16 protein-coding genes are annotated in these 19372 nt (G+C 44.1%); 9 read left to right on the top strand and 7 right to left on the bottom strand.

Annotated features, from left to right (window positions below; translation table 11 throughout):
• Position 1: 1 nt before the first annotated feature.
• The 8 genes from JCM16456_RS02845 (at position 2) to JCM16456_RS02810 (ending at position 7414) form a co-directional block, all read left to right on the top strand.
• On the top strand, positions 2-1414 hold the full coding sequence (locus JCM16456_RS02845; protein ID WP_068712183.1) for an FAD-dependent oxidoreductase: 1413 nt from the start codon (positions 2-4) through the stop codon (positions 1412-1414).
• A gap of 252 nt (positions 1415-1666) precedes the next feature.
• A complete protein-coding gene (locus JCM16456_RS02840) occupies positions 1667-2107 on the top strand; it encodes a DUF1499 domain-containing protein (protein WP_082712206.1) in 441 nt (146 codons plus the stop codon).
• Positions 2108-2175: 68 nt separating this feature from the next.
• The gene (mtnN, locus tag JCM16456_RS02835; protein WP_068712181.1) at positions 2176-2871 is read left to right on the top strand and encodes a 5'-methylthioadenosine/S-adenosylhomocysteine nucleosidase; all 696 of its coding nucleotides are present in this window, start codon (positions 2176-2178) and stop codon (positions 2869-2871) included.
• Between the two features lie 10 nt (positions 2872-2881).
• A complete protein-coding gene (locus JCM16456_RS02830) occupies positions 2882-3835 on the top strand; it encodes a cobalamin biosynthesis family protein (RefSeq protein ID WP_068712178.1) in 954 nt (317 codons plus the stop codon).
• Complete coding sequence (gene btuF, locus JCM16456_RS02825) at positions 3836-4669, top strand: vitamin B12 ABC transporter substrate-binding protein BtuF (RefSeq protein ID WP_068712176.1); 834 nt, start codon at positions 3836-3838, stop codon at positions 4667-4669.
• Between the two features lie 82 nt (positions 4670-4751).
• Positions 4752-5372 carry a TRIC cation channel family protein gene (locus JCM16456_RS02820; protein WP_068712175.1) on the top strand — a complete coding sequence of 207 codons (621 nt, stop codon included), beginning with the start codon at positions 4752-4754 and terminating at the stop codon, positions 5370-5372.
• A 182-nt stretch (positions 5373-5554) separates the two neighbouring features.
• On the top strand, positions 5555-6433 hold the full coding sequence (gene pdxY, locus JCM16456_RS02815) for a pyridoxal kinase PdxY (protein ID WP_068712174.1): 879 nt from the start codon (positions 5555-5557) through the stop codon (positions 6431-6433).
• A gap of 120 nt (positions 6434-6553) precedes the next feature.
• On the top strand, positions 6554-7414 hold the full coding sequence (locus JCM16456_RS02810; RefSeq protein ID WP_068712172.1) for a LysR family transcriptional regulator: 861 nt from the start codon (positions 6554-6556) through the stop codon (positions 7412-7414).
• On the opposite strand, the gene JCM16456_RS02805 is transcribed toward JCM16456_RS02810, so the two are convergent.
• From JCM16456_RS02805 to secA, 6 genes are all read right to left on the bottom strand, one after another.
• Positions 7350-8129 carry a TSUP family transporter gene (locus JCM16456_RS02805; RefSeq protein ID WP_068712171.1) on the bottom strand — a complete coding sequence of 260 codons (780 nt, stop codon included), beginning with the start codon at positions 8127-8129 and terminating at the stop codon, positions 7350-7352. The two genes, JCM16456_RS02810 and JCM16456_RS02805, sit on opposite strands and share 65 nt — an antisense overlap.
• A gap of 184 nt (positions 8130-8313) precedes the next feature.
• Positions 8314-11544 carry a carbamoyl-phosphate synthase large subunit gene (gene carB / locus JCM16456_RS02800; RefSeq protein WP_068712170.1) on the bottom strand — a complete coding sequence of 1077 codons (3231 nt, stop codon included), beginning with the start codon at positions 11542-11544 and terminating at the stop codon, positions 8314-8316.
• Between the two features lie 16 nt (positions 11545-11560).
• Positions 11561-12700, bottom strand: a complete 1140-nt coding sequence (gene carA, locus JCM16456_RS02795) for a glutamine-hydrolyzing carbamoyl-phosphate synthase small subunit (RefSeq protein ID WP_068712169.1) — start codon at positions 12698-12700, stop codon at positions 11561-11563.
• Between the two features lie 482 nt (positions 12701-13182).
• The gene (gene dapB / locus JCM16456_RS02790) at positions 13183-14007 is read right to left on the bottom strand and encodes a 4-hydroxy-tetrahydrodipicolinate reductase (RefSeq protein WP_179946786.1); all 825 of its coding nucleotides are present in this window, start codon (positions 14005-14007) and stop codon (positions 13183-13185) included.
• An 86-nt stretch (positions 14008-14093) separates the two neighbouring features.
• Positions 14094-14492 carry an 8-oxo-dGTP diphosphatase MutT gene (mutT, locus tag JCM16456_RS02785; RefSeq protein WP_068712164.1) on the bottom strand — a complete coding sequence of 133 codons (399 nt, stop codon included), beginning with the start codon at positions 14490-14492 and terminating at the stop codon, positions 14094-14096.
• Between the two features lie 75 nt (positions 14493-14567).
• Positions 14568-17282 (bottom strand): preprotein translocase subunit SecA, encoded by a 2715-nt coding sequence (gene secA, locus JCM16456_RS02780; RefSeq protein WP_068712163.1) that lies wholly within the window; start codon positions 17280-17282, stop codon positions 14568-14570.
• Positions 17283-17635: 353 nt separating this feature from the next.
• Here secA and JCM16456_RS23520 point away from each other — a divergent pair, with 353 nt between their 5' ends.
• Entirely contained in the window at positions 17636-17803 is a 168-nt protein-coding gene (locus JCM16456_RS23520) for a hypothetical protein (protein WP_156430422.1), read from the top strand.
• A gap of 592 nt (positions 17804-18395) precedes the next feature.
• Here JCM16456_RS23520 and lpxC read toward each other — a convergent pair.
• The gene (lpxC, locus tag JCM16456_RS02775; protein WP_068712159.1) at positions 18396-19313 is read right to left on the bottom strand and encodes a UDP-3-O-acyl-N-acetylglucosamine deacetylase; all 918 of its coding nucleotides are present in this window, start codon (positions 19311-19313) and stop codon (positions 18396-18398) included.
• Positions 19314-19372 lie beyond the last annotated feature (59 nt).

Genomic DNA, 19372 nt, shown 5'->3' with positions numbered 1-19372 from the left:
AATGAGCCAGAATGTTTACCAATTTATCGATGTAAAACGTGTTGATCCGGCTAAAAAATCGCTCAACATCCGTAAAATTGAGTTTGTAGAGATCTACGAACCCTTCACTAAGCAACAAGCGACCGCACAAGCGGATCGCTGCTTAGATTGTGGTAACCCTTACTGTGAATGGAAATGCCCTGTACACAACTACATTCCTCAATGGCTAAAACTGGCTAATGAGGGGCGTATTCTTGAAGCAGTAGAACTCTCTCACCAGACCAACAGTCTTCCTGAAGTGTGTGGCCGCGTTTGTCCGCAAGATCGCCTGTGTGAAGGTTCGTGTACCCTCAGCGCCGATTTCGGTGCCGTAACTATCGGTAATATTGAAAAATACATCACCGATAAAGCCTTTGAGATGGGCTGGAAACCCGACATGTCCAAAGTGACATGGACAGATAAGAAAGTTGCCATCATTGGTGCAGGTCCAGCAGGTCTAGCCGCGGCAGACATTCTTGTCCGTAATGGCGTTAAACCTGTGGTATTCGACCGCTACCCAGAAGTGGGCGGCCTGCTTACCTTCGGTATCCCTTCATTCAAATTGGAAAAGGGCGTGATGGAAAACCGTCGCCGCATCTTTACCGAAATGGGGGTTGAATTCCGCTTAAATACCGAAGTGGGCAAAGATGTTCAAATGCAAGAGCTGCTCGATGAATACGATGCGGTTTTCTTAGGCGTAGGGACTTACAAGTACATGCGCGCTGGACTTGAAAACGAAGATGCCGATGGCGTTTACGACGCACTGCCATTCTTGGTCTCTAATACTTACAAAGTAATGGATCTTGAAAACAGCGACCCATTTATCGATATGGATGGTAAAAAAGTGGTAGTGCTTGGTGGTGGTGACACCGCTATGGACTGTGTACGGACTTCGATTCGTCAAGGTGCTTCACAAGTGGTTTGTGCTTATCGTCGTGATGAAGAGAACATGCCGGGTTCACGCCGCGAAGTGAAAAACGCCCGTGAAGAAGGGGTGGAATTCATGTTCAACCTGCAACCTCTTGGCGTACGCGTTAACGAGCAAGGCAAAGTGACTGGCGTTAAAGTGGTGAGTACAGCACTCGGCGAACCGGATGAAGCCGGTCGTCGCCGTCCTGAACCTGTCGCGGGTAGCGAACATGTATTACCCGCCGATGCAGTTATCATGGCATTTGGTTTCCAACCTCACCAAATGAGCTGGCTAGAACCATTTGGTGTTGACTTGGACTCACGCGGCCGCATTAAAGCGCCAAGTAAACAAGAGTTCCAATACCAAACCAGCAACGCAAAAATCTTCGCCGGTGGTGATGCTGTTCGTGGCTCTGATTTGGTGGTTACTGCTATCGATGAAGGTCGTAAAGCAGCAAACGGTATCCTCGATTTTCTTGATATTTAGTGCCTTAGCGCACATAAAATGATATTTGATAAAGGATTCATAGAGATATGGATCCTTTTTTTGTTGCACGATCTATAATTGCAACGTCTTTACTCTGGTCACAAGATGGATGTAAAACCAAGATAAAATACATTAGATTTGAGTGATCAGACAAAGCAACCCGAATCACTTCACACAAGTGCAGGCTTGCTTGAAGAAGTGTGCTCTAAGGGAAAATACTAAGTAATTTGATTACGCACTCGGGGTGCAGTCATGTTTAAATCGGTCTCTCTTATCATTATTGCCTGTGTCTTGTGCGCTTGTAGTCAAGGCATTGAGCCCACCAACGATCGTACGACAAAACCATGTCGTGCGGATACGCAGTGTGTCTCCACCGCAGATACTAGCGAAAAAGTTCATCTCGCCCCTTTTATTCTTCGTCCCGGAGTGACCTTAGAGCAGGTTGAGCGTGTAGTTTTAACTCTTCCAGGAACAAGAATCGCTGTTCGAGACGAGGACAGCGACTACGTGCGTGTCGAATGCACCTCTAAAATATTGCGACTTGTCGATGATTTAGAACTGAAGATATCCGACTTCCAGTTAATTGTTCGCTCACAATCGAGAAACGAGTACCCCGATTTTGGCTCTAATCGTCGTCGAACTGAAGAATTACGAGAAAAGCTCGTCTTAGGTGGGTTACTCGACACACCATAACTCGATTCTCATAGAAAGGTCATGTTAAACTCAGGCTTATTCGTTAAAAAACAACAAAGAGATATACCATGAAAATTGGCATCATTGGTGCGATGGAACAAGAAGTCGCGATTCTAAAAGACGCGATGGAAAATGTTCAGACAGTTAGCAAAGCAGGTGGCACATACTATTCAGGCCAAATTAATGGTGTAGATGTGGTACTACTGCAATCTGGCATCGGTAAAGTGGCAGCAGCGGTTGGTACTGCTATTTTGCTCAACGAATATCAACCAGATGTAGTATTAAATACAGGCTCAGCTGGCGGTTTCGATGCTTCTTTGACTATGGGTGATGTTGTTATCTCTAGCGAAGTGCGTCACCACGATGCTGATGTCACTGCCTTTGGCTACGAAATGGGCCAGATGGCCGGTCAACCAGCGGCGTTCCACGCGGATACAAACCTCATGTCGGTTGCGGAAAAAGCACTTGAAAGCTTAGCTGATAAACACGCGGTTCGCGGCCTTATCTGTACTGGTGATGCGTTCATTTGTAAAGCAGAGCAACAAGAATACATTCGTCGCCATTTCCCAAGTGTGGTTGCGGTAGAAATGGAAGCGTCAGCTATTGCGCAAACTTGCCACCAATTCAATGTACCATTCGTTGTGGTACGTGCTATTTCTGACGTAGCGGATAAAGAATCACCTATGTCATTCGATGAATTTTTGCCTTTAGCTGCACAAAGTTCATCAGCCATGGTATTGAAGATGATCGACCTTCTGAAATAAGAAGTTGTGAATGGACGGATTCTTTCACCAAGTTTATGCCAATGGAACGCTCCTCGCTTTATGGGGAGCGTTGCTATTTCATCTTATAATTCCGATCCCGCACACGGCTCATCCGGTTACTTTATGGCATAAGTTTGCCGAGTTACTCGCGAGTAAAGTGAACCGTAACAGCAGTTACCAACAAAGCTACATTTCCGGCACACTCGCTTGGTTACTGATGATCATTCCAACCATAATGGTGTTGGTCGCACTTAAAACCTTAGTTTGGCAACCTGCTCTATTTGAGTTGGCCTTGTTGCTATTGGCATTTGATTGGCGAACCCAAGAACAGCTATCCAAACGCATTTCGCTATCGCTAGCAGAACAAGACAAAGCCAGCGCCAGAGAAGCACTCGCACCTTACGTTAACCGAGACACATCAAGACTCTCAGCGCTTGGACTAGGCAAAGCAAGTGCAGAAACACTCATCATGGGCTTTGGTCGAAATGTCATTTCTGTGCTGTTTTGGTATGGGTTATTGGGTGGTATCGGTGCACTAACGTACCGTTTATTAGCAGAACTCGGCAGAGCTTGGTCTCCTTCTCGTGAAGAATTCTCCCCATTTGGCCTGCCCATCATTCGCGTAATCTCCATGCTTGAATGGTTACCTATGCGCCTGTTTAGCCTAATTCTACTCATCGGTAAAGGCAGCACTCAAATTCTCACAAAAGTCAGAGAACAAGCACCATCATGGCCGCTACCAGGACCGGCTTGGTTACTTTGTGTGGTGGGTAATAAATTGGAGTTGTCTTTAGGTGGCCCTGCAATTTATGGCAAGAAAAAAGCCATTCGCAGCAAAATTGGCGGTCGTATTGCGCCAGCTTCAATTCATTTGCATCAAATCCAGAGCCTACTAGCTTGGCGTTCACTAATCTGGATTTTATTAGAAAGCGTTATTTTATTTGCCATTTATCAAGGGATATAGATGCCTGTTGCTCGCCTTTTTTCTGTCATTTTATTGCTGTTAGCATCTTTTTTCAGTCAGGCACAAAACCCAATCCATCGCATTGTTAGCCTCTCTCCTCACGCAACAGAACTTGCCTATGCGGCAGGCCTTGGCGATAAACTGGTTGCCGTTAGTGATTACAGCGATTATCCACCCGCAGCGCAAAAGCTTGAGAAAGTCGCTAACTACAAAGGTATTAATGTCGATCGCATTGTGGCTTTAGAGCCTGACCTTATTATCACTTGGCCTGCGGGTAATCCGGTACGAGAACTGGAAAAACTCAAACAGATGGGCTTTAAACTTTACGCTTCTCATGTACAAACCTTGGCAGACATCGCGACCAATATCGACCAATTGAGCCAATTTGCCGATGACCCCAACATCGGCCATCAAGCAGCACAAACCTTTCGAGACCAATTATCGGCTTTACATACGCAATATGGTCATGGCAAACCTGTCCCCTACTTTTACCAACTGAGTCAAAAGCCAATCATCACAGTGGCTCAAGATAGCTGGCCAAGTGAAGTGTTCTCTTTCTGCGGCGGTAAGAATGTGTTTGTTAAAAGCCCCAGCCCTTATCCTCAAGTCGGAATGGAACAGGTGATACTTGCTAAACCACAAGTGATCTTTACGTCGGAGCATGCTATGTCTGATGGTTCAATGTGGAATGATTGGCACGATGAGCTGCCAGCGGTGGCAAAACATCAGGTGTGGAAGCTCCATTCAGACTGGTTAAATCGCCCAACACCGCGCACAGTGCGAGCCATAAAAGAGGTCTGCGAGTACTTCGCCAAGGCAAGAGCGCAAAAGTAAGAAAAAAGTAGCCTAGCCAATAAAAAAACGCGTACAATTCGTGCCCAATTTCTTCCGTTATTGATGAATAGAGCAGATAACCTTGGATACTTCACTTCTCTACTTTATAGACTTATTTGGCACTGCAGTTTTCGCTATTTCCGGTGTTCTGCTCGCAGGTCGCTTACGCATGGACCCTTTCGGGGTTATCGTGTTAGCAAGCGTCACAGCTATTGGTGGAGGGACCATTCGCGATATGGCGCTTGGAGCGACTCCAGTATTCTGGATTCGTAATACCACTTACCTGTGGGTCATTCTCACCACATGTGTACTGACGATGTTAGTCGTAAGACGCCCTAAACGCGTTGCTTGGTGGATACTTCCTGTTTGTGATGCTATTGGTCTTGCAGTATTTGTGGGAATCGGCGTTGATAAAGCAATGAGTTATCAGGATTCTGCACTTGTGGCAATCATTATGGGCGTACTCACCGGCTGCGGCGGTGGTATTATTCGTGATGTATTAGCCAGAGAAATCCCTATGGTTCTACGCAGTGAAGTCTACGCAACAGCCTGTATCATTGGGGGAATCTTCCATACAACCGCATTATCACTAGGCTACGCACCATCAACGGCATTGGCTTCAGGTGTACTCTCAACACTCATTATTCGTTTGGGCGCGATTCGTTGGCATCTATCATTACCAATTTTTGCTTTAAATAAGTAATGCTTGGCGTATCACTGCCGGTCGAGTAAGGAATAAACTCTCTTATGGTGTAAATATCACTGTTGCTTTGCTCATGTTAGGTGTAGCCTAAGGATAAATGTGCTTCACGTCACGAAACCAGACCCCATGCGGTCTACACCGTTTGTTATACATTCATATTAACATTAAGAGATACGATAGTTATGCAAGGAATTCTATCCATCCAATCCCATGTGAGTTATGGCCATGCTGGCAACAGTAGTGCTGTATTTCCTATGCAAAGAATGGGGTTTGAAGTTTGGCCAATCCATACCGTCCAATTTTCAAATCACACTCATTATACGCAGGGGTGGACGGGGCATGCATTTTCAGCGCAGGATATCGCTGACGTCGTACGCGGATTAGAAAATTTGGATGTACTGAAAGACTGCCACGCTGTCGTCACAGGCTATCAAGGCACTGCTGAACAATGCTCCGTCGTGGCAGACACCGTAGCTAAGGTGAAATCACACAATCCTAATGCGATTTATGTGTGCGATCCGGTAATGAGCAATCCTGCAAAAGGATGTATTGTTGCGCCAGGAATCACCGAACAACTGATCAGTACCCTAATACCAATTGCCGATGTCATCGTACCAAATCAATTTGAATTAGCTCAAATAGCCAACATGCAAATTTCCTGTTTAGAAGACGCGGTTGAGGCATGTCGTCGCGCACTAAAAAAAGGACCAAAGTTGGTCATTGCTAAACATCTGCATGGTGTTGATAACAGCTGTTTCAATATGATGCTCGCAACCAAAGAGGGGATCTATTTGGCAAAACGCCCGCTATTCCCTATCACCAAAGAGCCTATTGGAGTCGGCGACCTAATTACTTCAATCTTTACTGCAGGCCTTTTAAAAGGCTGGACACCACTACAAGCATTTCAGCATTGCCATGATGCTGTTCATGGTGTGCTCAAGGCGACTCATAAAAGTGGAGAATGGGAACTGCAAACCATCAGTGCTCAAGATGAATTAGTCTCTCCGAGTGAACACTTCCCAGCGCAATTAGTGAAAGAGCATTCAGCTACATTCGCCTAAACCCTATTTTTGTGATTCAGAACCCGCTTCAAAGCGGGTTCTTCTTGTGCTCAATAAACACTACACTTCTAAAGTACATTTTGCTTAAATGGCCGTATCAGCACGCGATAAGAACAACTTATGTTACTCGAAGGAATAGAAACACTACTGGTACTAAGCAAAGAGAAAACCATGAGCCGAACAGGCTCACAGCTTTATATAAGCCAGTCAGCAGTGAGTAAACGGATTGCCAACCTTGAACAAAAGCTTGGGAAAAAACTGATCGTTCCTTCAGGTCGCCACATTAAACTCACTCCAGAAGCCGAACAACTAATCGCTAATATTGAGCCAACCTTTAACGAATTAAGGGGCTTAATGTTTGATCAAGAATCATTAGAAGATCATTCTCAAATTCGTATTGATTGCTCCGAAACGCTCGTTGCTGGTTACCTTTTTAAAGTGCTTGGCCAATATCGTCAAAGTGATCGTCATTTTTCAATCACCACAAACCACACACCAAGAATCGTAGAAAACGTTAAATCAGGTCGAGCTACTCTAGGGTTCTGTGCTGGTTACATTGTCAGTAACCATGGACTGTTGGCATTCCATCTATGCGACGAACCCTTTTTGATCGTGAGCCACAAACATTTAGATCGGCTACCCGATGAATTGATCACCAACGATCTTGTCAATCCTGCTAATACTTACCAGAGTGCGATATTAGCAAAGTTAGGCATCAATCCCGTCATGCAGATGGATTCCTACACTGCAGCCGCACAGCTGGCTTTAGGAGGAACCGCCCCCGCTCTTGTACCACTATCAGTAGTACAAACGCTCAACATAGATCCTCGATATTGCTTTGATTTTCCTCAACTTGCTCCGTTAATTCGCCCAATTCACATCTGTGTCAGGGCGAATACCTATCGTGTAGCGCGAGTTAAAAGATTGATAGAAACCATTGTTGGTGCTGTTCCCAAAGCAATTTTATCGCCATCACCATAGACATCGTAATGACCAAAGGGCGAATCCACTTTTGTCCTTTGGCAATCACCACTTTAGCGCCTAAACGCCCGCCAATAAACTGCCCGACAGCCATCACCAGGCCAATCTTCCAAATCGGTAATCCCGCAATCAAAAAGAAAGTGAGCGCCGCAAAATTAGAGGTGAAATTCAAAATTTTGGTTCTTGCGGTCGCTTCAACCAAGCTGAAATGTCCCAATAACACGAAACACACCGTAAAAATCGACCCTGTACCGGGTCCAAAGAAGCCATCATAGAAACCAACGCAAGTACCTATAATCAGTGCAAACCAAATCGGTGAAAGAGGCTTTTTATCCACATTTTTACGCGTTTGTGGTGCCAGTAGAAAATAGAGTGAAATACCAATCAATAATCCTGGAATCAAAGTTGTGAGGACTGAAGCATCAATTCTTTGGACCAGTTCCGCCCCCGTTGCAGCACCAATATATGTGCAGACAATCGCAAACGCCATTTCTTTCAAGTTAACCAAACCATGACGCACAAAGTACAACGATGCAGAAAAGCTACCAAATGAACTCTGCAATTTGTTCGTCGCCAATGCTTGTGCTGGTGGAACTCCCGCAGCAAGTAATGCAGGAAGGGTTAGTAAACCACCACCACCAGCCATGGCATCAATAAATCCCGCCGCCCCCGCAACTAAAAACAGCAATGCCAATATCTCTAACGATACTTCCATGAAACACCTAAATTCAATGACCGGTAAAAAGCGAACATTATCACTGTAGAATCGCAATAAAAAGCGAAAGCAAAGATAACAACCTATTCCTAATATTCATCAATCAAATAATAAAAAACCCGCCCTTAAAGGGCGGGTAAAGAGGTTGTCTAAAGAGAGATTATCTCTCTTTTAACTTATGGCATTATGCCTTTTTTTCTTGAATGCGAGCATGCAATTCTTGAACAGAACGTACGACCGCTTTCGGATCTTCTTTATGTGCTTGGCACGTTGCGAATGCTGCGTTTAGCGTCGTAGTGTAGTTCACTTTCTCAGCTAGCGCGCCACGGCGAAGCACTTTAGAATCTTCAATCGCTTGACGACCTGCCGCTGTATTCACAATGTAGGTGTATTCATTGTTCTTAATGCGGTCAAGAATGTGTGGACGACCTTCATGTACCTTGTTCACCAAGCGTGGGTTAATACCCGCTTCGCCTAGAATCACAGCTGTACCGTGAGTTGCATCCAGTTGGTAACCTAGATCCACCAATTTAGATGCTAGAGAAACTACGCGTTTCTTATCGCCTTCACGAACCGATAGAAGTGCACGACCCGCTTCAGGGTTGAAGCTACCACAAGCCATTTCAGCTTTAGCAAAGGCTTCTGCGAAAGTTTCGCCGATACCCATGACTTCACCAGTAGAGCGCATTTCAGGACCTAATAGTGGGTCAACGCCAGGGAATTTGTTAAATGGAAGTACCACCTCTTTTACTGCGTAGTAAGGAGGGATAATTTCTTTCGTGTAACCCTGTTGCTCTAGTGTTTGACCTACCATTACACGCGCTGCGATTTTCGCAAGTTGTGCACCTGTTGCTTTCGATACGAATGGAACCGTACGAGCAGCACGTGGGTTAACTTCGATTAGGTAGATTTCGTTATCTTTAACCGCAAACTGAGTATTCATCAAACCGCGTACACCCAATTCAAATGCAAGTTTTTCAACTTCTTCACGCATTTTGTCTTGGATTTCTTGGCTTAGAGTGAATGCTGGCAATGAACATGCTGAGTCACCTGAGTGAACACCTGCTTGTTCAATGTGCTCCATGATACCGCCGATAAGCACGCGCTCACCGTCACAGATAGCATCGATATCCACTTCAGTTGCATCGTCAAGGAAACGGTCTAGTAACACTGGTGACTCGTTTGATACGCTAACCGCTTCGTTGAAGTAACGACGCAAGTCTTTTTCGTCATAAACGATTTCCATTGCACGGCCGCCCAGCACGTATGAAGGACGAACAACCAATGGGTAACCAATCTCTTTCGCTTTCTCTACTGCTTGGTCAAGCGCTGTTACAGTTGCGTTTTCTGGCTGTTTCAAACCTAGACGTTCAACTGCGTGTTGGAAACGTTCACGGTCTTCTGCACGGTCGATGGCATCTGGGCTAGTACCAATAATTGGCACACCACATGCTTCCAATTCACGCGCCAATTTCAGTGGTGTTTGACCACCGTATTGAACGATCACGCCTTTTGGTTTTTCAACACGTACGATGGAAAGAACATCTTCCAAAGTAACAGGTTCGAAGTACAGACGGTCTGATGTGTCGTAGTCGGTTGATACTGTTTCTGGGTTACAGTTCACCATGATGGTTTCGTAACCGTCTTCACGTAGTGCTAGTGAAGCGTGTACACAACAGTAGTCGAATTCGATACCTTGACCGATACGGTTTGGACCACCGCCCAATACCATGATTTTCTCACGGTCAGTTGGGTTTGCTTCACACTCTTCATCGTATGATGAGTACATGTAAGCTGTATCAGAGGCAAATTCCGCCGCACAAGTATCCACGCGTTTGTAAACTGGGTGAATATCGTATTGGTCACGTAGGCGACGAATTTCTTTTTCAGCCACACCAAGAAGTTTAGATAGGCGAGCATCAGCAAAACCTTTACGTTTCGCGCGGCGAAGCACTTCTTCAGTTAGACCTGCAAAACCACCTGCTTTAATATCAGCTTCAATGTTCACTAGCTCTTCTATTTGAACTAGGAACCAACGGTCAATATTCGTTAGGTTAAAGATACCATCAACTGACATACCAGCACGGAATGCATCAGCGATGTACCAAATACGCTCAGCACCCGCTTCTTTCAATTCGTAGCGAATTTTAGTCAGTGAATCTGGAGCATCTAGGTCAACCATGCTATCAAAGCCTGTTGCACCTACTTCTAAGCCGCGCAGTGCTTTTTGAAGTGACTCTTGTTGGTTACGACCAATCGCCATCACTTCACCAACAGATTTCATCTGTGTAGTTAGACGATCATTTGCACCATTGAACTTCTCGAAGTTAAAACGAGGAATCTTAGTCACAACGTAGTCGATAGTGGGTTCGAATGATGCAGGAGTTGCGCCACCAGTGATGTCGTTCATTAGCTCGTCTAGGGTGTAGCCGATAGCCAATTTCGCTGCCACTTTTGCGATAGGGAAACCAGTCGCTTTCGATGCAAGTGCAGATGAGCGAGATACACGTGGGTTCATCTCGATGATAACCATACGGCCATCTTTCGGGTTGATACCAAACTGAACGTTTGAACCACCAGTCTCAACACCGATTTCACGCAGTACCGCTAGAGAAGCGTTACGCATCAATTGGTATTCTTTATCTGTTAGTGTTTGAGCAGGTGCCACTGTGATTGAGTCACCAGTGTGGATGCCCATTGCGTCGAAGTTTTCGATAGAACATACGATGATGCAGTTGTCGTTTTTGTCACGAACCACTTCCATCTCATACTCTTTCCAACCGATAAGAGATTCATCGATTAATAGCTCATTGGTTGGAGATAGGTCTAAACCACGACGACAGATTTCATCGAACTCTTCTTTGTTATAAGCAATACCACCACCGGTACCACCCATGGTAAATGAAGGGCGGATAATACATGGGAAGCCAACCATATCAAGAACTTGGTAAGCTTCTTCCATGCTTTTCGCAGTATCGGCACGCGGACACTCAAGACCGATGGATTTCATCGCTTTATCGAAACGTGAACGGTCTTCTGCTTTATCAATCGCGTCAGCAGTTGCACCAATCATTTCCACACCAAACTCTGCAAGTACACCATGTTTTTCAAGGTCTAATGCACAGTTTAGAGCCGTTTGACCACCCATGGTTGGCAGTACTGCGTCTGGGCGTTCTTTTTCAATAATTTTGCGTACAACTTCCCAGTTAATTGGCTCGATGTAAGTCGCATCCGCCATTTCTGGGTCAGTCATAATAGTTGCAGGGTTAGAGTTCACCAGAATGACACGGTAACCCTCTTCACGCAGCGCTTTACAAGCCTGAGCACCAGAGTAGTCAAACTCACAAGCCTGACCGATAACAATAGGACCAGCACCTAAAATAAGAATGCTTTTTATGTCAGTACGTTTTGGCATTGTTCACTACTCCAAATTAAGCGCGGTGTTGTTTAATCAATTCAATAAAGTGGTCGAACAGCGGAGCTGCATCGTGCGGACCAGGACTTGCTTCTGGGTGACCTTGGAAGCTAAATGCTGGTTTATCAGTGCGGTGAATCCCCTGCAGAGAACCATCAAACAATGATTTATGAGTTGCACGTAAGTTCGCAGGAAGTGTTGCTTCGTCAGCAGCAAAACCGTGGTTTTGAGAGGTAATCATTACCACACCACGATCTAGGTCTTTCACCGGATGGTTTGCACCGTGATGACCGAACTTCATTTTGATGGTTTTCGCACCAGATGCGAGAGCCAAAATTTGGTGGCCAAGACAGATACCAAATACTGGTAAGCCTTTTTCAAGGAATGTCTGAGTCGCTTCAATCGCGTATGTACATGGTTCTGGGTCACCAGGGCCATTAGATAGGAATACACCATCGGGATTCAGAGCTAAAACTTCTTCAGCCGAAGTTTGCGCAGGTACAACCGTTAATTTACAACCGCGGTCAACCAACATACGTAAGATATTGCGTTTTGCACCGAAGTCATAAGCGACAACGTGGTATGGCAATTCGCTATCTTCTTTAGGAGCGGGTAATCCACCTTCAAGCGTCCATGAACCTTGTTTCCATTCATACGCTTCTTTCGTTGTTACTACTTTCGCGAGATCCATACCTTTAAGGCCTGGAAACTCTTTCGCTTTCGCTAACGCAAGTGCTTCATCCAAGTTATCACCCGCAATAATGCAGCCGTTCTGAGCACCTTTCTCACGTAGAAGACGAGTCAACTTACGTGTATCGATATCTGCAATACCAACAATGTTGTTAGATTTTAGATAGTCTGAAAGGGATTGTTCAGATCGGAAATTAGAAGCGATAAGGGGAAGGTCGCGAATCACAAGGCCTTGTGCATGAATCGCTGTGGATTCTTCATCTTCGGTATTAGTACCGGTATTGCCAATGTGAGGATAAGTGAGAGTAACGATTTGTTGGGAATAGGAAGGATCAGTGAGGATTTCTTGATACCCCGTCATCGAGGTATTAAAAACGACTTCACCAACGGAAGAACCATCTGCGCCGATGGACACTCCGCGGAACACTGTCCCATCTTCTAGGACTAACAGTGCTGATTTACTCAAGACAACCTCCAGAATAAAAATGCAAAAAATTTAAATTAAACTGCAAATTTGCCTTCCATTACGCGTATAAATATTGCTCTTGGGTATAACAGACAAATTGGCGGTATTCTAATGAGCGCAGCCAAACCTGTCAACATTGAGTAAAAAATAAAATGAAGATTTATCGCCCTAATTAAAAATTTCGGGCCAAAATGGCCAAAATCACCTTTTTTCTATCATATTTTTCTAATATGAATAAAAATCGCTTAAAAAACGACCTTCACCTATTTTCAACTATCCGCTTGTTAATCTGACCAAGAAAGCAATCGTTAACACACTCAGATTAAATAGATAAAAGCAGCCAATCAGACACATTTAACAATCAAACTATCAAAAACAACACTAAACTAAGAGATAAAGGCGAAAAAAAAGGGAGTTTTCTTGAAGGGGGAAATACAGAAGAAAATAGATGCGCCAAGAGCATTTGGCGCATAATTATGTAATTAGAGAGAATTGAGTTCAAGCACTTCAGTCATGGTATAGAAACCAGCCGGTTTATCCGCCAACCAAATTGCTGCACGAACGGCACCATTAGCAAATGTCATACGGTCGGTCGCTTTGTGAGTAATCTCCACACGCTCACCAATATCGGCGAACATTGCAGTGTGTTCACCAACAATATCTCCAGCACGAATGGTCGCAAATCCGATTTCTTCGCGAGAACGCTCACCGGTAATACCTTCACGAGCATACACGGCGACATCACTCAATTGATTCCCCATAGCCCCAGCAATCGCTTCTCCCATACCAATTGCAGTACCTGAAGGCGCATCGACTTTGTGGCGGTGGTGAGCCTCAATGATTTCGATATCACAATAATCGCCCATCACTTTGGCCGCTTTCTCCAACAGTTTAAAAACAAGATTTACACCGACACTGTAGTTTGGCGCCATAACGATAGGAATTTCTTTTGCAGCTTCATCAATCAGGGCACGCTCTTCTTCTGAGAATCCCGTGGTACCAATCACCAATTTCTTACCATGTTGTTTACACAACTCAATATTAGCAAGAGTGCTTTTCGGTGCTGTAAAATCAATAATGACGTCAAAATCTTCAATAGCCTGCTCAAGTTTGTCTACCAAAGCCACATCAAAACGGCCTTCGCCACATAACTCACCGATATCCACTCCTACCAGTGAAGACTCTGGTCGCTCTGATCCTGCTCCAACTTGTGCGTTTGGGTTGTGATGTGTTGCTTTAACTAGATTGCGTCCCATACGGCCAGCAGCACCAGCAATTGCAATTTTAACCATTGCCTTATTCTCCATTCTCATTCACCGCCCTTTTCAGGCTGGCTTTCCACTTTATAGGGTTACCCAGTTAAACTACCAACTATCGAATGCGCTGGCTAGCACTAACTAAACTCTTTTACTACACGTTCTAAAATCGGCACATTCGCTTCAGGAAAGGTATATTGAGGAAGGTCTGCAACCGCGACCCACTTACCTTCCTGACCTTCTTTACCATACGGCTCGCGTTCAAACTCAGTAACCAAGATAAAGTCAAACTTCAAAGACTTATCTGGATAATCGTATTCCAACTGCTGATAAGTACTCTGCTCAATGACGGAAATACCTATCTCCTCAAATAATTCACGACTCATTGCATCATGAGCCTCTTCACCAACTTCGACTTTACCGCCGGGAAATTCCCAAAAGCCACCTTTGTGGCGGTCGGCTAAACGCTTGGTAATATACACAGCCGATTTATCGGAATTGAAAATAATACCAGCGACGATATGTGTACGTTTCATTGCCTCTCCTTGAGCTGTAAATAACAGCCAAAAAAAGAGCCGCTAGTGCGACTCTTTCTTCATGACTAACAGATATCAGTGGGTAATCTTACCATGACACTGTTTGTATTTTTTACCACTACCACAAGGACATGGATCATTACGACCTACTTTTGGCATGTCTCGAGTAATTGGTTGACCATCATTTGCGTTCGCTTGGTCAGCTAACTCACCGTTATGCTCTTTGATTCGACGAGCCGCTTCTTCTGCTTGAGCAATGCGCTGCGCTTCCATACGTTCAACTTCTTCTTGTTGTTGAACTCGCACTTTCGACAGAACCATAATCACATCCGCTTTCAGCGCATCGAGTAAGCCACCAAACAACTCAAACGACTCACGCTTGTACTCTTGTTTAGGATCTTTTTGCGCATAACCACGAAGATGGATACCTTGACGTAGATGATCCATCGCCGCCAAGTGTTCTTTCCATAAGTTATCAAGCGTTTGCAACATAACGGATTTTTCGAAGTTACGCATCACTTCAGAACCAACCGCCTCTTCTTTAGAACGGTAGATGGTTGTTGCCTCTTCGATAATGCGCTCACGCAGGCTTTCCTCATGAAGCTTATCATCTTCATCCAACCATTGTTGAACAGGTATCTCTAAATCAAAGTCGTTACGTAGACGCTCTTCTAATCCTTTAACGTCCCACATGTCTTCAAGACTTTGTGGTGGAATAAACTCATCAATAACAGCATTGAAGACATCTTCACGGTTCTGATCCAGCATTTCACTGATATCGTCAGATCCCATCAACGCATCACGCAGTTCATAAACCACTTTACGTTGGTCATTCGCTACATCATCGTAATCCAACAACTGTTTACGAATATCGAAGTTGCGACCTTCAACTTTACGTTGAGCTTTTTCAATTGAACGAGAAAGCAGTTTACTTTCAATCGCTTCACCTTCTTCCATACCACTTTGGATAAGACTCGCCATACGGTCAGAAGTAAAGATACGTAGTAATGTATCTTCCATAGATAGATAGAAACGAGTAGAGCCAGGGTCGCCTTGACGACCTGAACGACCACGTAACTGGTTATCGATACGACGAGATTCATGACGCTCAGTACCTATGATGTGTAGGCCACCAGATTGCAGCACTTCATCATGCACTTTTTTCCATTCAGCTTTAATAGCGTCAATTTGGTCGTTTGTTGGATTCTCAAGTGACTCAACTTTAGTTTGCCAGCTACCACCCAATACGATATCGGTACCACGACCCGCCATGTTCGTTGCGATCGTTACTGCACCAGGTTTACCTGCTTCGGCAACAATTTCTGCCTCTTTCTCGTGGAATTTCGCGTTCAATACGTTGTGTTTAATCTTCGCTTTTTTCAGTGCATCAGAAAGTAGCTCAGATTTTTCAATTGAAACAGTACCAACCAAAACAGGTTGGCCTTTTTGAACACGCTCTTTGATATCTTCAATGATCGCTGCAAATTTTTCTGCTTCAGTACGGTAAACCACATCCGGCATATCGATACGAACCGTTGGACGGTTGGTTGGAATAACAACCGTTTCTAAACCATAAATTTGGTTGAATTCGAATGCTTCAGTATCCGCTGTACCCGTCATACCAGACAGTTTTTCGTAAAGACGGAAATAATTCTGGAACGTAATTGAAGCCAATGTTTGGTTCTCGTTCTGAATTTTAACCCCTTCTTTAGCTTCAACCGCTTGGTGCAGACCATCAGACCAACGACGACCTTCCATCGTACGACCTGTATGTTCATCAACAATCACTACATCGCCTTTTTCATTTACAATGTAGTCAACATCACGTTCAAACAGCACATGGGCACGCAATGCTGCGTTAACATGATGAAGTAGGCTGATATTGGTTGGTGAATACAGTGTATCCCCTTCTTCCATCAAACCGTTTTTAACCAAAAGCTCTTCAACGTACTCTTGACCAGTTTCAGTTAAGTAAACTTGTTTCGCTTTCTCATCCACTGTGTAGTGGCCATCGCCGCGATACTCTTCTGAATCCTCTTTATCTTGTTGCTTTAGATAAGGGATTAACGTATTGATACGAGTGTAAAGCTCAGAACTGTCTTCTGCTGGACCTGAAATAATCAGAGGGGTACGCGCTTCATCGATAAGAATAGAGTCAACTTCATCGACGATAGCAAAGAAACGTTCACCTTGAACACGGTCTTCAACACGGAATGCCATGTTGTCACGTAGATAATCAAAACCAAATTCGTTGTTAGTACCGTAAAGGATGTCGGCTTTGTAAGATTCTTTTTTCTCGTGAGGAGGCATGTTGGGTACGTTCACACCCACAGTCATACCTAGGAATTCGAATAGAGGACGGTTAGTTTCTGCATCACGTTTTGCCAAGTAGTCATTGACGGTAACAATGTGCACGCCTTTCTGAGGTAATGCATTCAAATATGCTGGTAGCGTCGCGGTTAAGGTTTTACCTTCACCTGTGCGCATTTCTGCGATTTCACCACCGTTAAGAACCATACCACCGATTAATTGCACATCGAAGTGGCGCATGCCATAAACACGTTTAGAAGCTTCACGTACAGTCGCGAATGCTTCAGGTAGTAGTTGGTCTAAAGTTTCACCTTGGTCTAAACGTTGACGAAATTCAGCGGTTTTTGCTTTTAGTTCTTCATCAGATAGCGCTTCGAAAGCTGGTTCATAATTATTGATTTCTTTGACAATCTTTCTCAAGCGGCGCAATGTACGATCATTACGACTGCCAATTACTTTTGTCAGTAACTTAGTTATCATTTCTTGTGGATCTCTCTGTAATTAGATCGTCATCGATCGACTTCTTAATGCCTTTGGTCTCTACCTATTCAACTAAGGATACTGAGATAAGTCATATATACATGTGATATGGTGATGACAATGTCTATTTTCAAGGCATTCAATTGATACAAGTGCCGCCTAGTTTAAGGAATTTTTTTCCAGACGACCAATAGCAAAGCGCGTTGTTTCGATCAAACTTAGAATTTTGTGCACTTAACCTAAGGTTTTTCTGCTCATCTATCAATAGCTAAAGCGGCTCAAGTCGATCAAATTGACCAGAAATTTAGCATTTAGGTCAAATTACCCGCACTTTATACCCAAATGACCTCAAGATGCAGACTTCAGAGCTTCATCAACGAGCACAGGTCAAGCTCAATGACGGCAGGAATGGTCATTCCCTTTCAACGTCATTGGGCGCAGAAATGGGCTTGTTGATGAGCTCCCAAGGGGCGAGTTGTATTCGCTCCTATGCTGCGTTACCGATTTTCTACGTAGAATAACTATGTATTCAAAGTATAACTAGGTATTCAAATCGGTGCCTTGCCTATGAGCGAATACATTCTCGCTGAAACCGCATCTTGAGGTTACTTGGGTATAGTCATAATAATTAGCACAGTACGACTACTTCACCTTTATTCGAGAACAAGAAAACAGCACTCAATATTTGGCCAATCAGTGTTGAGTGTTACACCTCACAAAATATTGGTTAATAATAATGGTCAATTAAGGCGATAAAATGAAATTAGCACTAAAGACCATAATAAAATCGAAATAGCCCAAGTAATCTCAAAATTCTTTTTAAGAGAATACAACTCGCCCTTGGGAGATCATTTGGGGATAACACTTAATAGACAAGATCAAAGCGGCAATAAATTGATCAAACAATAAGATCGGCAAAGATCCTACGGCAATGATTTACCTCCCTCAAAGGAAGTAAGCTTTTAATCAAGAAATTAGACAATACAGATAACCGATCCAATCACGTATGGTGGCGATCAATTGTTAATAGGGAAAATAAACAATGGTCGTGAATAGACAACAAAAAAGCCAGACATCTGTCTGGCTTTTATTATTCTTTAGAATTTTCTTAGCTTACGCAATAACCATATTTGGTTCAGCGAATATTACTGGAGAACCGACTTCTTCTTCGAAGGTTGCCCATTCCCAAGCTTCTTGGTTTGCCAAAAGTGCACGTAACAATTGGTTGTTTAGGCCATGACCAGATTTAAAAGCACGAAACTCACCGACTAATGCATGACCGCACATGTACAAGTCACCAATCGCATCAAGTACTTTATGAGTAACAAACTCATTGTTAAAACGTAGGCCATCTTCGTTTAGGATACGGTAATCGTCTAATACGATTGCGCAATCAAAGCTACCGCCTAAACATAGATTTTGAGATTGTAAGTACTCGATATCACGCATAAAACCAAATGTTCTCGCGCGAGAAATTTCTTTCACAAAACCTTGGGAAGAGAAATCGAATACTAAATGCTGCCCATCACCATCGATTGCAGGATGATTAAATTCAATCTCGAAATCCATTTTGAAACCGTTGTGTGGCACAATTTCTGCCCACTTATCACCATCTTCAATACGAACTGGTTTTTTAACACGGATAAAGCGTTTTGGCGCATTAAGTTCTTGTACACCTGCTTGTTGCAGCAAGAACACAAATGGACTAGCGCTACCATCCATGATTGGAATCTCTGGAGCGTCAACTTCAACGATCACGTTGTCGATCCCCATACCAGCAAGCGCAGAGCTTAAGTGCTCAACGGTAGAGATACGAACACCAGCATCGTTCACTAATGCTGTACACAGCATAGTATCGCGAACATCTTCAGGATTTGCTGGGAAATCGACTGGTGGATTTAAGTCAGTACGACGATAGATAATCCCAGTATTTGCAGCAGCAGGGCGAAGAGTAAGTGTGACTTTACGACCAGAGTGTAATCCCACCCCAGTTGTTTTCACGATTTCTTTCAGAGTACGTTGTCTGATCATCTACTTGCCTCAAATTATTGCTACAAAGCTCGACTCTAAATAGAGCCGAGCCACATGCT

It is taken from the genome of Vibrio tritonius (assembly GCF_001547935.1).
GTDB classification, from domain to species: Bacteria; Pseudomonadota; Gammaproteobacteria; order Enterobacterales; family Vibrionaceae; genus Vibrio; species Vibrio tritonius.
Note: the sequence above shows the minus strand (reverse complement) of the source record. Positions and strands in the feature narration are given on the sequence as shown.

Bases quoted from the DNA above. Each gene is read 5' to 3' on its own strand.
- JCM16456_RS02805 (WP_068712171.1), bottom strand. From the start codon at position 8,129: ATGGAAGTATCGTTAGAGATATTGGCATTGCTGTTTTTAGTTGCGGGG.
- lpxC (WP_068712159.1), bottom strand. From the start codon at position 19,313: ATGATCAGACAACGTACTCTGAAAGAAATCGTGAAAACAACTGGGGTG.
- JCM16456_RS02810 (WP_068712172.1), top strand. From the start codon at position 6,554: ATGTTACTCGAAGGAATAGAAACACTACTGGTACTAAGCAAAGAGAAA.
- mtnN (WP_068712181.1), top strand. From the start codon at position 2,176: ATGAAAATTGGCATCATTGGTGCGATGGAACAAGAAGTCGCGATTCTA.
- secA (WP_068712163.1), bottom strand. From the start codon at position 17,282: ATGATAACTAAGTTACTGACAAAAGTAATTGGCAGTCGTAATGATCGT.
- carB (WP_068712170.1), bottom strand. From the start codon at position 11,544: ATGCCAAAACGTACTGACATAAAAAGCATTCTTATTTTAGGTGCTGGT.
- pdxY (WP_068712174.1), top strand. From the start codon at position 5,555: ATGCAAGGAATTCTATCCATCCAATCCCATGTGAGTTATGGCCATGCT.
- btuF (WP_068712176.1), top strand. From the start codon at position 3,836: ATGCCTGTTGCTCGCCTTTTTTCTGTCATTTTATTGCTGTTAGCATCT.
- JCM16456_RS23520 (WP_156430422.1), top strand. From the start codon at position 17,636: ATGCAGACTTCAGAGCTTCATCAACGAGCACAGGTCAAGCTCAATGAC.
- mutT (WP_068712164.1), bottom strand. From the start codon at position 14,492: ATGAAACGTACACATATCGTCGCTGGTATTATTTTCAATTCCGATAAA.
- dapB (WP_179946786.1), bottom strand. From the start codon at position 14,007: ATGGAGAATAAGGCAATGGTTAAAATTGCAATTGCTGGTGCTGCTGGC.
- JCM16456_RS02845 (WP_068712183.1), top strand. From the start codon at position 2: ATGAGCCAGAATGTTTACCAATTTATCGATGTAAAACGTGTTGATCCG.
- JCM16456_RS02840 (WP_082712206.1), top strand. From the start codon at position 1,667: ATGTTTAAATCGGTCTCTCTTATCATTATTGCCTGTGTCTTGTGCGCT.
- JCM16456_RS02830 (WP_068712178.1), top strand. From the start codon at position 2,882: ATGGACGGATTCTTTCACCAAGTTTATGCCAATGGAACGCTCCTCGCT.